Genomic DNA, 15507 nt, shown 5'->3' on the forward strand with positions numbered 1-15507 from the left:
GCGGCCTTTGATTTCAACTCAATGACCCCGAGACGCACCAGAAAGATGCACCGAAAATCAACGAGTAACCGGTAGGCCGGGCTTCAGCCCGGCGCACCGGCGAAACTGAAGAAGGTTGTCCCAGCGAGGGGCACTTCCCTTTTTGCCGGATACAGGTTGGGCTTCGGCGCCTTTTGCGTCAAGGCTCACTTCCTTCGCTAAGCCCGCGACTTTCGCCCTGGAAGTCCATCCTCACAATCCAAACGGCGCAACTCTTCTGCAATTTGGCTTTTGAAACCAGGTCGCGCATCGGGGGCTTCGCTCCAGCGACGGGTTTTTACATGGAAATAGGAATCGAGATCCCTCTGCAAAAGAATTAAATTGAGTGGCTCATTGCTCCAGAGATACTTGGTTTTCAACGACTGCGGCATTTTCGACCAGATATAGAGAAGTTCCCATTTTCGTTGTTCCCATTTGTTCGGCCCATCGCCCCAAAGCTGCGGTAGAGCCTTTGCACCATACGGGGCAATCTCGGGTTTCCAACGGAAGCGGTTCAAATCTACTCGTTCGCAAAATCCACCAACAGCGAGGCAATCAACGAAAAGTGAGAAATGCGGGGGCAATTCGTGTATTCCCCAACCGATCGGCAGACGACAAAGGTGGTGTTCCGTTTGCTCTCCAATCACCATCCAAAAATACGCCCCCGCCCAAAGCGCATAGCAGAGCGCTGTTTCCCGCACCCACTCCTCATCGACATTCAGCGCTTCAAGAGACGCTCTCAAGGTCCGTTCTGGGCCTTTGACGCGCGTCATATACTGGCTCATATCGTTGGGCTCGTTTGGCGCGCACACGATTCCCCTTTCGCACAGCCAGTCCTCTAAACGGCGGGAGCCTGGAAATTCTTCAGGATAAGCATGCGGATCGGGATTTGTTCGGCCGGGTCCTTCATACCATTCGCCTGGATATACATCCGGATCTGGCCGCCAATCCAATTGGGCCGGGTCTTCTCGATGCATGCGGTCGCGCTGCATCACTTGCACCCACAATCGAGTATGGATCGCTTCGCGCACGCAAGCATCTGTTATCGTCGGCTTTGACACTGCAACCGCTTGGTTTGGGAATTCCGGGATAGGTCGCCGGTGAATTTGAAGGCCAAAAACTGACATTGCAAGGGCGTGAGACAAGAAAATACCCGTGAGCACTCAAACCTGTAGTAGCCATCGATGAAAACGCGCCTCGCCGTTCAAATGAAATGCTCCGCCGTGATGAACGCAACAGGGTGCTTTATTTGTGTGCCCCGGAATACGGAATGCGTCTGATAAGATCAGCCGCTTGCTACAACACTTATGGTGAGACGCTTGTCAAAGAGGGCGGCCGTTATTCTTGGCGGAGAACGGGTACTGTTTGTTTGTGGGGGGGGCGAGGCTGAACCTACTGCGCAAACCGGTCAGGCGGCGGAATTCAAGTGGTAAGTGACCCCGGACAAGTCGAGCGCATTCAATCGAAAAACCGCAATTGAGCATTCTTAATCTGATGCCCACGTCAAATGAAGCCTGAGCACCCACCTCTGCCCTGAAACAAGGAATGCGTGACGCTCGTTGGGCGAAACGCAGGGAGTAAGGGAGAGGACCATGTTTGGCTTTGAATTTCTGAACTACGGGGCGCAAATCCTTCACAGCAAGGATCTGGACGATATGCGCGCCGCCGTTCTTGATGACGATGATCAAGAAATCGATTGCAACGTCAGCGATTTCTGCCGCGAGCGTCAGCGTTTTGACATCAGGCACGGTGAACTGTCTGGCAAGGCCTGAGCGGTTGGCGCGTGACACCAAAGATGGTGCGCAACCGGAAAACACGACATGAAACGGGCTGAACGTCGCCTGCTTGCAGACTGAAGTGGCGTGGAGCAGAGAAGGCTCAGGCGTTCTTTGCCCAAGGCTCGCGGCCCACCATCCGGTCGGCTTCGGCTGTGATATCGTTCATGTGCTGCTCAAGGCTCAACCGCAGAGTCTCGATCTGCTCCTCAGTCACTTTTCGTGGAACCGGATCGGTCCATTCGCGGCACAGGAACACGCCTTCGTTGCGCCATGGACGGGGCATCAGCAGCCGGTCCCAGGTTCCGGCCTCGCGCCCGTGCCGAGCAGAATAGGTGATTCCGAAGACTCGCTTGCCCGAGGTGCGCGCCCAGACGAGTGGTACGGTCGAGGACACACGCTCGGGGCCGCGGGGGCCATCGGCGGCGATACCGATCGAGATGCCTTGTTTCATTTTGCCTAGCACCTCGCGGGACAAGGCGACGTGGCGTTTGCGGCTGGACATCGCGATCGTGTCCATGCCGAACAGTTTCTGCACCCGGCCCACCATACTGCCTGCGCGTGCGGCAGAGGTGATCGAGCAGATGCGACCCTTGTCCAGTGGGAAGAAGTAGGGCGACTGCGCCAGTCGTTGATGCCACAATACGACGATGACCGGCTCGCCCTGCTCGGCCAGTCGGTCCAGTTCTTCGTAGCCTATGCGCTGCCAGTTCGTGTTGCGATTAACCATCCTGATATAGCTGGCAATGCGCCGTGCGACCCAGTTCAGGACGGCTTCGCTGTCAGCGATTTTCTTGCGGATGCTCAAGGCTGCGCTCCTTTTGCTGGCCGAACCTTGTCTTAAAGAACTGCGCGCGGGGTGCAACTTTTTTGTCGGACGCAAAAACTTAAAAAGCCTCTTGAGTCCGCTGCGCCTCTGGCATATCTGATGGCCCAGCCTAGGGGTATAGCTCAGTTGGTAGAGCGACGGTCTCCAAAACCGTAGGTCGCGGGTTCGAACCCTGCTGCCCCTGCCATTTCCTCCAGAACTAATGCGATTACTGCCACAGAGCAGATGCGCCCAAGCGCATGTTTGGCGCAATTCACTTGACGTTCGGGGCAAGAACGAAAAAGCTTGAACAAGGCTTGGGGAAAACCCGTCAGGGTTCACTGCCTCGCGTGCCAAAGTCGTTCGACTTTTGTGCCGGAGTGGGCAGGCGGTGTGGAGGAGCCTGGGGCCGATCGTGGGCAATGGGGATAATGGCAGAGATCGACGTATTTCTTCGAGACCTTGGGCTGTCAAAATATGCGCCCGTTTTTGCGTCGAATGAAGTCTCTCTGGCTGATCTCGCACATCTGTCAGAACACGATCTGATCGATCTGGGTCTGCCGTTGGGGCCAAGGCGACGGTTGATGGCGGCTATGGGGCAGGCGCGGGAAGCGAATCCCGTGCCGGCGCAGGGCAGTGGAAAGATTGTGGCTGAGCGTCGGCAACTGACCGTGATGTTCGTCGATCTCGTTGGTTCGACGGCCATCTCCGAGCGTCTGGACCCCGAAGATCTGGGTGAGCTGCTTCGACGTTTCAAGGAAATCTGTTCAACCTCGGTGGCGCGGTTCGGTGGACATATCGCCTGTTTCATGGGCGATGGGGCGATGATATATTTTGGTTACCCCCACGCGCTTGAAGATGCGGCCGCGCGTGCTGTTCATGCCGGTCTGGAAATTCTGGATGGTTTGACCCGCATTGAAGGTCAGGAAAAGCTCAGCGCAAGGATAGGTATTTCGACCGGCCTTGTTGTTGTAGGTGAAATCCATGGTGAAGGGTTTAGAGAAAATGACGTGGTCATGGGGCGTACACCCAATCTGGCCGCGCGTTTGCAGGGGTTGGCCGAGCCCAACACCCTGATCATCAGCTCATCGACCCGCAGGCTGATCGGAAACGCATTCGAGCTTCGGGATCAGGGGTCTTTCGCGCTCAAAGGGTTTTCGGAACAGATACAAGCCTGGACTGTCACAGGGCAGGCCCATATCGAGCGACGGTTTGACATCATGCCGGAGGCCGGGGCGGGACGGCTTGTCGGGCGCAATTCCGAATTCCGCAAGCTGACCGGCAAATGGCAGGAGGCGTGTCAGGGTGCGGGCCAGTCGGTGCTGATTTCAGGTGAGGCGGGGATCGGCAAATCGCGCCTGATCGAAGGGCTGAGTCAGGAATTGCAGGATCAGGGCGCGCTTCGGCTGAATTTCCAATGTTCGCCATTTCACGCCAACAGCGCGCTTTACCCCATCATTCAGCATTTGGAGCGCGCGGCAGGATTTTCCCCGACAGACGGTGACGAGGATAAGCTCGGGAAGCTTGCACATCTCTTGCGCTATCATCCGCGTGAAAATCTACGCCTGATTGCTGATTTACTGAGCGTTGAAGCAGACGCTGCGCTTGGGCCGCTCGACCTGCCGCCTCAGGCAAAGCTCGAGCAGACACTGGAAGCGGTAACAGGGCAGCTTGCGGCGCTGGCACATGAGAAACCCGTCTTGCTGGTGTTCGAGGACGCTCATTGGGTCGATCCGACCACGTTGTCTTTGACAGATCGGGTAATCGAACGCATTCGGGATTTGCCGGTATTGATTATCGTCACAGCCCGTCCCGGTTTTGATCCGGGTTGGGGACATCATAACAATACGTTGCACTTGCCGCTCAAACGCCTGGCGACGCGGGAGGTCGCCGAGATCGTGGCAGAGGTGGCGGAAGGGAACCCGGTGCCGCCCGAGGTCTGCGACCTGATTGCGGCGAAAACCGATGGTATCCCGCTTTACGTTCAGGAAGTAACGCGTGGCTTGCTGGAATCCGGGCAACTGAGGCTGACCGACCAAGGATATACCTTACGGGGACCTCTGCCGTCGCTGTCGGTGCCGAACACGCTTAAGGACTCGCTGATGGAGCGTCTGGACCGCCTGGGGACGGCCAAAGAGGTTGCCCAGACCGGTGCCGTGTTCGGTCGGCAGTTTTCGATTGCGTTGCTGGCATCGGTCTCGATTCTGTCCCCGACCGTCTTACAGGCCGGGCTGGAACAGCTTTCATCCGCCGGGATCATACTGGAGGCTCCGGACGAGACCGAAGATGAATTCATCTTCCGCCACGCTTTGATCCGCGACATGGCCTATGACAGCTTGCTGCGCACAGAGCGGCAGGTCCTGCACGACAGGGCAGCGGGTGCGTTGCTGGAAAATCAGCCACAGCTGGCTCAGACCCAGCCCGAGGTTCTGGCGCAGCATTATACATTGGCCCAACGCGCAGATGAGGCCGTGATGCATTGGCAGAGCGCGGGTCGGCGGGCGATCGAACGTTCGGCACAGACCGAAGCTCTGACGCATTTGTCGAAGGCGCTGGACCAGTTGCACGACCTGCCCAAGAGCCGCGAACGGGATTTGCAGGAGATCGACATCCAGATTCTGCGCGCTGGCGTGTTGCGCTCGACCAACGGTATCTCAGGGGATGCGACGGGTGACGCCTATGGGCGCTTGCGCGACCTGTGTCATCGGGCGGACGAGACCGAGCGGCTGTTCCCTGTTCTTAACGGGCTATACGCCTTTCATCTGGTGCGCGCCGAGTATCGGCTGGCGCAGGATGTGGCGGCCCAGATTCTCGATCTGGCAGCGGAGAGTGGCAAGACGGAACACCGAATGGTCGGTCATCGCGCCATGGGGGCGGTGCAGCTGCATTTGGGCCGTTTGTCCGAGGCGCAGTGTCACCTTGAACACGCATGGTCTCTTTATGATTTCGATCAGCACAGCCAGTTGGCCTATGTTTACGGAACGGATCATGCTGCGATCACGTCGGGCTTTCTGGGGACATGCTATTGCCTGATGGGGCGGCATCAGGAAGCCCTGCAGGTGCAGCAAACGGCGCTGGAATGGTCCAAAGACCTTAAACATGCCCATAGTGTGGCGCAGGTCCTTGTCTACATGTGCAAGGTCCACCTGTTGGCACGCGACATCCCTGCCTTGCAAAGGGATGTACAGGCGTTGTCCAAGATTGCTGACGAGCATTCTCTGCCATTCATGGCAACCATCGCACGGCTTTGGGAGAGCTGGGCGAAGGCTACCGAGACCTCTGAGGTCGAGCATATCGAAAGCCTGCGTCAGGCTTCGGAAGACTGGTGGTCGGTCGGGGCCGGAAACTACAAGGCTTTCTTCCCTTCGCTGATTGCTGAAATTCAGACAAATGCCGGTGACCACGAAGCGGCGCAACAGACCTTGGCACAAGCCAGGGATGTTCTAAGCGAAACTGAAGAAAAATGGGCCGAGGCCGAACAGTTTCGTATCGGGGCCGCGCTGGTGGCCAAAACCGGGGGCGATCCCGAGCCGCTGTTATTGCGGGCAATCGAAACGGCGCGGCGGCAGGGTGCGCGACTGTATGAGTTGCGGGCAGCGGTCGCATTGGCAGAGTGGCGGCAAGGTCGCGGTGAACCGGTTGGTGAGGCGTTGATTGCAGCCTTGTCGCATTTTCAACAGGATGCAGAGTCGCCGGACCTGAAAGACGCACGCGTGCTGATGGAAACGACCACTTGACCGGTGGGGCTCATTGCTGCCAGCTTGGGTACTGGCGGAAATGGGATGATACCTGAAATTTGATACCAGAACGCGGAGATCACATCCTCCGCGCCAGCGACACGTTTGGTGTAAGGAGACCCGATGCGTAAGATCAGCAAAACCCTTCTGGCCAAGGATATTACTGCCCAGGGGCGCACAGATCTGGCGCTGCAGCGGTACCACCCGATCACGCCCGAACAGATACGGGCGTTTGAGAAGAAGCTGATCGGGTCTGTGGTTCTTCCAACTGACCCGAACTACAATACCGACCGGCAGGTCTGGAACCCGGCCTTTCAGGATTACCCCGAGATCATCGTTTATTGCGAAACGATCGAAGACGTGCGAGCCAGCCTCGCTTTCGCACGTGAGCATAAGTTTTGGGTAGTCGCCCGATCCGGGCGGCACAGCACCGCGGGATATTCGGTCAACAACCAGATGGTGCTGGACACCAGCAGAATGCGGTATGTGACCGTCGATCCGGATGTTCCGATGGCCTATGTGGGTCCGGGTACGCCATTCAAGATGCTGAACTCGGTGTTGAATTCCTATCATCTGCATGTGCCGGGCGGGGCCTGTCAGGATGTCTGCGTGGCAGGCTTCATGATGGGCGGCGGCTATGGCTTTACCTCGCGCCGTTTTGGCATGGCCTGCGACAGCGTTATGGGTGTCACGGTAATGCTTTGGGACGGCAGTATCGTGATCGCAGACAAGGGTGCAAATTCTGACCTGTTCTGGGCGATCCGGGGTGGTACGGGCAACAACTTTGGAGTGCTGTTGGAAATCCGCTACAAACTGCACGAGCTTTATAACGTCTGGGGCTGTCACATCACTTGGCCGCTTGAAAAGGCCGCCAAAGCGCTGGAGTTCCTGCAATCGAACTACATGAGCAATTGCGAAGACGACAGGTTCGGCGCCTATATCTTTCTTGCCGAGCAACAGGGCAAAAAGGTTCTGCTACTGTCAGCCCTGTACGATGGCACCGCGGAAGAGGGCAATGATTTCGTTAAGCCATTGCTCAGCAAAGATATCGGCGGGCATATGGGTGATGATGATCAGAACTACGGCACCTATCAGGAAATCAATTCGTGGCTCTATGACGACAAGTACGACATCCCCGTCGTGCCGGATCAGGCGCGCGAAGACAAACAGGCCGGGTATATCAAACGACAGCTCAGCGAGGCCGAATGGCAGCGTGTTGTGGACTATCTGGCTTCCACTCCCAACCCCTATGGCGCGGTGGCTATCGAACCTTATGGCGGCGCGATCAACCGGATGCCGCTGGGCAAAGACGGCAACGCCTTTATCCACCGTGACGTGTCGCTGAACTTTTACGTCGATGTGTTCTGGCTGTCGGAAGAAGAAAAAGAGGTCGTTGTTCCATGGCTTGATGGGTTCATGAAATTGATGACCGAAGAAGGGTTCTTTATCGATCGGGTTTATCAGAACTATCCGCGCCGCACCCAAAAGAACTATCGCTGGCAATATTGGGGCGAGTATTTCAACTCGCTGCTGTTCGTGAAGCAAAAATTCGACCCGCATAATTTCTTCCATTATCAGCAGAGCATTTCGCCGGTGCCGGATGACGCTCCGCCTGACATTATCCGCGATACATCCAAGTCGATCTTCGACGACCCGACGATCACGTACGAAAGCTATTCGAACCCCTGAAAGCGGGGGGAGCCAAGGCCAAACGGGGGAGGGCCCAGCATGGATACGATACAGGAGATTTTCTTTCTGCCACCCATGGCGGTTGCACGTCTGGGACCGGGCGAGACGCCGCTGGAAAGCTATGAGTGGCAGCAAGACATGGATGCCCACGGCAACAACAAGACAGTCATCCGGTCGAACATAACCCTGCGCGAAGTCGAAGATGGAAGCGTCACTGCCTACCTCCCCGACCCCGACACGATCCGCTTTCGCGACGAAGGCGGCGCGCTGCGTCCGGTTGCGCCGTTCTTTGAGCTGTGGGCGCGGATGCATGATGCCGAGACGGGCGAGGAATATGAGACACCGGTGACGCTGGACCTGCTCGACGATCAGAGCCTGTCGCTGCAGAACGTGCGTTATTCGGTCACCGTCGGGAACACCAAAGCCGAGCGTCGGACTGGCGACGCGGCTTGCGGGTTTCGTGCACGGGTCGAGATTGCGGGGCAGGATTTCACGCCGAAACCCCTGCTGGCCTTCAGCCCGTATACGTCCGAACAACAGCCGATGGTCTATGAGCATAACCCGATCCCGCTAGGCTCGATCCGCGCGATGCATCCGGTGCAGGGCCATGATGAGCCTGTCGACGGAGAGTTCATCGACCGCAGCATCCTGCGTCTGCGTTTTATGCCTCCGAAGGGTGAGGTCTATGGCCCGCCCGATGCGGCGTATGGCCCGGCAACCTTGGCCGTGCCGGGATATCAGAACGACCCGCCGAAATCGGAATATGGCCGCATCCACGAAGTCGTCCCGGAACAGAACCGTATCCTGAACCCCGACACGCCTTGGTCGAAATGGATCATGATGTCTGGCACCTCAGATGACCCGGAGCCGCATGATAGCTATGATGGCGCCCGTGTGGGCAATGACCAATCCTGGGGCGTGGCCGATGACACCAGTGATGGCGTGATCGAGGCGACGCTGGCTGTACGCGGCGAGCGTCTGACCGCGCGCGCAACGATCATGACCGGACCGCCCGATTTTGCACCCGATGCGCGGCCGTTCTATAGCCTTGAGGATGATCTGGCCGATCGTGATCTGTCGCTGATCTCGGTAACTGAAGAAAACTATACCCAGGCCAAAGACGAGGTGGTCGATATCTTCCGCCGCGCCTTTGAAACCAACAGCCTGATCAACCTCGACGATATCCGCGCGCAGGGTTTGAAAGACAATGCCAAGCTGCAGGCGAAGACCGGGATTTCCCCGACGCCGGGCTTGCCGTCAACCGACGCGAAATCCATGACAGAGGAGGATGCAAGGCCACCCGACAAGATTGATGAACTGATCCGCCCGCAACCGATCTCAGTCTTTTCCAACTCCGTACCCAATGACCGGCTGCCCTATACAGTGGCGACGAAGTTCGTGCATGAGCAACTGATCGACGAGGCCAACCTGCTGGATTTCCTGCGACGCCGCCCGGATTTTGTGAAAACGCTGCTGCGCCCGCCTTACGGCATCCTGACCGAGCTTGAGACCGACCCGAACCCCGATCAGGCCCCGAACCCGGAGTTCCGCGATCCGCGGATAATTCGAGACTCGATGCACGACGCGCGGATGCCGCCGTATATGCGCGATTCCAACTATTACCCGCTATCCCTGTCACGCAGGCAATACCATCTGGTGATCTCGTTTATCGACTATCTGGTCGCAGAGGAATCGGAGGCTCAGAATGTCTGATCAACCCGGCCAAATCCGCGTCAAACCCCGCAACCTGACCGCCCGCGCGGCCTATAAGGTACCGGGCAACCCCGACAACACGCGACTGGATGGATCGGTGGGCAATTGCTTTCCCGGTCTGGAAATGGATGTACGTAACCTTGATCGGCGCTTTTTCCCCGGTCTGGTGTTCAACGCCGCGCGCGTGCCGCTGAACCCCGTGCCTGAGGCGCCGAAGAATTCGCAGGGCTTCCATCTGGTCTTTGTCGATTATTTCTACGACCCGATGCTGCCCGATAACAGCCCCGAAGAATGGGTGCAGACCTTGCTAGAGGCCTACAGCGGCGACGTGGGCGCAAATCTCAGCCAGGGGCGCTGGTTCCTGTCATGGGTCGAGCAGAGCGGTAAGCGCATCACCTTCAAGGAAGAAGACGGCACACCCTATGACGGGCTGATGATCTGGCGCTTTATCCGCAGTCTGGAACATGGCGATGACAAACCGGTCAGCATCGCGTTGGAGCGTCGCAATCACGAAGGTGAAGTGGATGCCGAGCAAGTTATCCTGCACGGTTTCCGGCGCCAGTACCGGACCGAGGCGGGTGTCTTCAGCGAAGCCTATGATCCCGGAGAGCTGACCCAGAGCCTCTGTAACCCATGGTCCCACGACTTCCGTGACTGCGGCTGCCACTACTGGCCCTCGAATCACCCCGATGTGGTGATGGCCGAGGTGGCTCATGACGATCAGTTGCCATCGGGCCAGTCTAAGAACCCGATCGAGGCCGAGACCTATCTGGATTGGCTGCGCTCGGACAAATCTCCATCCGGCAACGTGGCGGCGCTGAATACGGTGGAACAGAACCGCCCCTATCAGATCGACCACTATCAGGTGAACCAGATGTGGAGCGAGCTGCCCATCGTCGTCGAAGGCCGCGAAACCGGTGAGGTCTATGAGGTTGATCCTGAATTGCCCGGCGTGGAGCCCTATGACACGCCGGAGGACATGATCAAGGACCTCAAGATACGCCTCGCCGCGATGGAAATGACGCTGAGCCTACAATATCTCTATGCCTATTTCTCGCTGGCCGATCCCGAAACGGCGGACACTCAGAAATGGCCGACACTGAAGGACGATCTGATCTTTGCGCGACGTTCCATTGCGGAGGTCGCGATTGGCGAGATGACCCATATGCGCTGGGCAAACCAGCTGCTGTGGGAGCTTGAGCCTGAGGGGTATGAACCGATCCTGACCCCGTCTGAAACCCTGCCAGCAGGAAAGGGAAAGACGCAGCCCCGAGAACTGAGGCCTTTGACGGCCGAGGCGCTTGCGGATTTCATTGAGATCGAACGCCCCGGGGGCTTTATCGACCGCGCGTATGCACAGTGCGTGGCGACGCTGGAGCAGGAGGATTTGTTCCCGGAACGTCGCCTCTATGCGCTGGCGGTGCGGATCGATACGGACGGGGACGAGCATTTCCTGCGCTTTAGTCAAATGAAGGACGTTCTGGCCAAATATGACACGGGTGAGGGCACTCCTGCCTACTTGCGCCCGATTGAAATCGGCACCGAAGCACAGGCCAAAACGGCGCTGGAACTCTACGCTAAGGTCAAGGATGGGTTGGCCAAGGCCTATACGCTTGAAGCGGCTGGCAAGTTCGAAGAGTCCCAGACCTATATCCAGCAAGTGCGCGATGACATGAAGCTGTTCCGGGCCGAGGGCGAAGCATTGGCCGCCAAAGGCATCGGCATTCCGTTCTGGACGGAGGCGAAGGCGTGATCCCACCCGGCGCGCAGGTACATTTCTTTGAAACCGGGCATGGGGATCACCTGCTGGCCGTCGACGGCTCGCGCGTGTTTGACGTACCTGCGGGGACGGCGGCCCGGTTTGGGGTGATGGATGAACCCGGCCAAAGCGCTTTTCTCAGGTCGATGGGGCTCGATGGTACGCCGTTCATCAATGATGAGCCGCCGCAGGATATGCCCGTGCGGTCTCTGTCTTTGGCGGTGGCGCAGAAATGCAATCTGGCCTGCACCTACTGCTATGCAGCGGGTGGCGAATTTGGCGGCCCCGCGCGGAACATGGAATGGGAGGTCGCTCAAGCATCGGTCGACCGGCTGGTGGCCGAGGCAGAGCCTGGCGTGCGGATCAACCTCGCCTTTCTGGGCGGCGAGCCCCTGATCAACCGCGATTTGGTACGACGAACCACGGACTACGCCGTGGAGCGGGCGCGGGCAAACGGGTTGAGCGTCGGGTTCTCGATCACCACCAACGGCACGTTGCTGCGCCCCGAGGATGCAGTGTTTTTCGAAGAACATGGGTTTGCAGTTACCATCAGTTTGGACGGTGTGGGTGCGGTCCACGACAGGCTGCGCCCGAATCGCGGCGGGCGGGGCAGTTTTGACGCGATCCTGAAACGCGTTGAACCCTTGCTGGCCGCGCAACATCGTATGCAGGTGGGGGCCCGGGTGACGGTAACGCCGCAGAACATGGACCTGCCCGAGACGTTGGATCGGTTCGTGGCGATGGGTTTCCATTCGATCGGCTTCTCACCTTTGCTGGCCTCGCCCAATGGCCAGCATGAGCTGGACCGCAACGATTTGGATGAAATGCTGACCCAGATGATCCGTTGCGGTGGGGTGTTCGAGGCGGCGGTGACCGAAGGGCGGCGCTACCCATTCTCGAACATGGCAGCGGCGATGCAGGAAATACATCGCGGTACGCATCGTCCCTATGCCTGCGGGGCAGGGGGCGGATATTTTGGTGTGTCTGCCGAAGGTGGTTTGTTCGCCTGTCACCGCTTTGTCGAGGATGAGGCCGGGGCTATGGGCGATGTTTATGATGGCCCTGATCTGCGGCGCGAAAACTGGCTGGCGGATCGCCACGCTCATACCCAATCGCCCTGTAAAACCTGCTGGGCGCGCTATCTCTGTGGCGGCGGGTGCCATCACGAGGTCATTCATCGCGGCCGCCCTGCCTGCGATTATATCCGGGGATGGCTGCACTATTGCCTGCAAGCCTATGTCCGCCTGTCCGAGGTGCGACCGGACTATTTCGGCACACCCGCCCGGGCAGTTTCAGCCTGATCAGATGCCGACCGATATCGAAACTGAAATCTGTGTGATCGGAGCGGGACCATCCGGAGCGTCCACGGCTCTGAGGCTGGCACAGCTCGGCCGTCGGGTGTGTCTGGTCGAGCGGGCAGCTTTCCCCCGGCAGCATGTCGGTGAATCTCTGCCCTCGTCTGTCTGGCCTATTCTGGAGGTGTTGGGTGTTGCCGAACGTGTTCTGCAGGCGGGTTTCTTACGCGCGGCGGGCTCGATACTGAATTGGGGCGGCGCGTTCGAGCGTCGAGGGGCCGACGGCAACCAGCCGGGGCTGCTGGTGGATCGAGGACAGTTTGATGCCCTGTTGCTGAAGGCCGCTTTGTCTGCCGGCGTACAGGTTGTGCAACCGGCTCGTGCATACCGTCCTGTGCGCGTCGAAAGCGGTTGGAAAATCCCGGTGCGCTCGGACATGGGCACGCATCAGATCCGGACACAGGTTCTTGTTGATGCCGCTGGCCGACAAGCCGGTCTGGGCCGCAGGTTTCGCCCAACGTCCAAGCCGCTATTGGCGCTTTATGCCTACTGGCAATCTCCGCCGGGCTTCGGTGCGCTGACACGGGTCGAAGCCGGTTCATCGCACTGGTATTGGGGGGGGTCGCTGCCCGGAGGCATCGTCAATGCCATGGTATTTGTGGACCCGTCCGTTTGCACCGGGCTGGCCCCTGCGGCGCGGCGCGACCTCTATCTGAATTTGCTCACGCAATCGACATTGCTGTCTCCTTGCCTAGAACAGAGGCGCATCGGTCCGGTCCGGCACTCCGACGCGACCAGCCGGTCCGAGACAACACCTCCGGCCTTCGATTTTCTCCGCGTTGGTGAGGCCGCTTTCTCGGTCGATGCACTGTCTTCTCAGGGGGTTCAACTGGCGATGGCGCAAGCCGTTCAGGCGGCGGTTGTCGTGAACACGCTTTTGATGAAACCGGAGTATTCAGATCTGGCACTGTCGTTCTACGCTGACAGGCAATCCGAGCGCGTGCAGACCCATTCTGCGCTGGCTGCCGATTTCTATGCGCAGCAGCAAGCCGTCTGCCCGGCACCCTTCTGGGCCGAGCGGGCCGAACCGGTGGCGTGGCTGCCAGATTTGCCGCGCGATCATAATCCGGAAGAATTGGACGGCGATCAGTTGTTGCGTCTTGCCCCCAAGGCTCGGTTGGCGGTGTCTGGTGTTCAAACGGCGACTCTGATCGAACCTCGCGCTGTATTGATGCATCCAAATCTGCCGCGCCCTGTAGCGGTGTTGGATGACGTGCCGCTTGCCCCGCTTCTGCAGCGGCTCGGCGGATGGGCCACCGCCGATCACATCACCCAACAGTGGTCGGATACGTTGGATGCCCGGCGCGTGGCGCGAGTGCTTCGATGGCTCTGGTACCACAGGGTTTTGGTTCCGGTCGACGAAGACGATGTAATCCCGGTTTCCTCTGCCAGCCGAATGGCATAAGGTCCGCTCACGACGCCAACAGCCAACGAAGAGGTCGCATGTCGCGTTTTGATGGGTACTTCCTGCGGCAATTGCTGGTGCTGTTCGGATTTTTCACCCTTGTTCTGGTCGGCGTCTTCTGGATCACCCGTTCAGTCAGCCTGTTCGACCGGGTGATCAGCGGCGGACAATCGGCGATAGTGTTTCTCGAATTCACAGCGCTGACCCTGCCGACGCTGATCCGGACCGTCATGCCCATGGCAGTCTTTGCAGCTGCGGTTTATGCGACCAATCGACTGAGCCGAGAAAGCGAAATGACGGTGATGCTGGCAACGGGCTCCAGCCCCTGGCGGCTTGCACGGGCGGTTTTGATGTTCGGGCTCAGTGCGGGTCTGATGATGGCGGTCATTAGTGTATTCCTGCGGCCTGCATCGGTCGATCAACTCGAACAGAGACAGGACGAAGTCGCCGGTGATGTTACTGCGCAGTTGCTGAACGAAGGTGAGTTCCTCCACCCGGCGGACGGTGTGACCGTCTATATCGGCGGTATCGATCTGGATGGAACGCTGCGCGAAGTCTTTGTCTCCGACCGGCGCGACGATATAAATCCTGTTAGTTATTCAAGCACTACGGCCTATCTGGTCAATCAGGCTTCGGGCATACATCTGGTGATGCTGGACGGCGTTGCATTGCGATTTGATCAGGCTGGCAACACGCTGTCATCCACTCTGTTTGAAGATGCATCTTATGATATTTCGGAGCTGACTAAGAACTCGGAAATGGGCCACCGGAGCCTTGAGGCGATTCCAACGATCGAGCTGATCTGGGATCGGGAGGCCGTCTCTCAGAAGGATGATCTCAGCATTGGTCATTTGGTAGACGAACTGCATCAGCGGTTCTCGTGGATCGCCATATGTATCGCGGTTGCGTTGGTTGGATATTCAGCACTGATGCTTGGCAGCTTTTCGCGTTTTGGTTTGTGGCCGCAGATTTTTGGGGCCTTCACGATCCTGGTGTTGCTAGAAGGCGTGCGAGGATTCGTCTCACCCTTGGTGATTGAAAACCCCCGGCTTTGGATGCTGCTTTATCTGCCGGCGATGTTGGGCGTCATCTTGTCTGGCCTTTTCCTGACCATCGCGGGACGCCCGCTTTTCCGCCGATCATCGGGCAACAGGACCAAGGCCATTGCTTCCACGTGATCGTGGGTACGCAAGGCGTAGATTTCTTTTGCGTTGCTGACCGGTCTCGCTAATCTGACCGGGCAAGCAG

At 58.3% G+C, this 15507-nt stretch carries 10 protein-coding genes and 1 tRNA gene; 9 read left to right on the plus strand and 2 right to left on the minus strand.

The genetic code is table 11. From position 1 onward, the window contains the following. Positions 1-197: 197 nt before the first annotated feature. On the minus strand, positions 198-1010 hold the full coding sequence (locus RA27_RS00005; RefSeq protein WP_152610610.1) for a hypothetical protein: 813 nt from the start codon (positions 1008-1010) through the stop codon (positions 198-200). A 600-nt stretch (positions 1011-1610) separates the two neighbouring features. On the opposite strand from RA27_RS00005, the gene RA27_RS00010 reads away from it, so the two are divergent. Next, on the plus strand, positions 1611-1790 hold the full coding sequence (locus tag RA27_RS00010) for a hypothetical protein (RefSeq protein ID WP_039533732.1): 180 nt from the start codon (positions 1611-1613) through the stop codon (positions 1788-1790). A gap of 106 nt (positions 1791-1896) precedes the next feature. On the opposite strand, the gene RA27_RS00015 is transcribed toward RA27_RS00010, so the two are convergent. Continuing rightward, on the minus strand, positions 1897-2601 hold the full coding sequence (locus RA27_RS00015; RefSeq protein ID WP_039533734.1) for a DUF374 domain-containing protein: 705 nt from the start codon (positions 2599-2601) through the stop codon (positions 1897-1899). A gap of 132 nt (positions 2602-2733) precedes the next feature. Here RA27_RS00015 and RA27_RS00020 point away from each other — a divergent pair. The 8 genes from RA27_RS00020 (at position 2734) to lptF (ending at position 15437) form a co-directional block, all read left to right on the plus strand. Then, a tRNA-Trp gene (locus RA27_RS00020) sits at positions 2734-2809 on the plus strand. A 223-nt stretch (positions 2810-3032) separates the two neighbouring features. Further along, a complete protein-coding gene (locus RA27_RS00025) occupies positions 3033-6338 on the plus strand; it encodes an adenylate/guanylate cyclase domain-containing protein (protein ID WP_241483988.1) in 3306 nt (1101 codons plus the stop codon). 123 nt (positions 6339-6461) lie between these two features. Next, the gene (locus RA27_RS00030) at positions 6462-8027 is read left to right on the plus strand and encodes an FAD-binding oxidoreductase (RefSeq protein ID WP_039533738.1); all 1566 of its coding nucleotides are present in this window, start codon (positions 6462-6464) and stop codon (positions 8025-8027) included. Between the two features lie 39 nt (positions 8028-8066). Next, entirely contained in the window at positions 8067-9740 is a 1674-nt protein-coding gene (locus RA27_RS00035; protein WP_039533740.1) for a hypothetical protein, read from the plus strand. Further along, complete coding sequence (locus RA27_RS00040) at positions 9733-11493, plus strand: ferritin-like domain-containing protein (RefSeq protein WP_039533743.1); 1761 nt, start codon at positions 9733-9735, stop codon at positions 11491-11493. Before RA27_RS00035 ends, RA27_RS00040 begins: the two co-directional genes overlap by 8 nt. Then, a complete protein-coding gene (locus RA27_RS00045; RefSeq protein ID WP_039533745.1) occupies positions 11490-12800 on the plus strand; it encodes a radical SAM/SPASM domain-containing protein in 1311 nt (436 codons plus the stop codon). Before RA27_RS00040 ends, RA27_RS00045 begins: the two co-directional genes overlap by 4 nt. A gap of 4 nt (positions 12801-12804) precedes the next feature. Beyond that, entirely contained in the window at positions 12805-14259 is a 1455-nt protein-coding gene (locus tag RA27_RS00050) for an FAD-dependent oxidoreductase (RefSeq protein WP_039533747.1), read from the plus strand. A 38-nt stretch (positions 14260-14297) separates the two neighbouring features. Beyond that, positions 14298-15437: an LPS export ABC transporter permease LptF gene (gene lptF, locus RA27_RS00055; protein ID WP_039533748.1), complete on the plus strand. Its 1140-nt coding sequence runs from the start codon at positions 14298-14300 to the stop codon at positions 15435-15437. Positions 15438-15507 lie beyond the last annotated feature (70 nt).

This window comes from Ruegeria sp. ANG-R, from assembly GCF_000813985.1.
Taxonomy (GTDB): Bacteria; Pseudomonadota; Alphaproteobacteria; order Rhodobacterales; family Rhodobacteraceae; genus Ruegeria.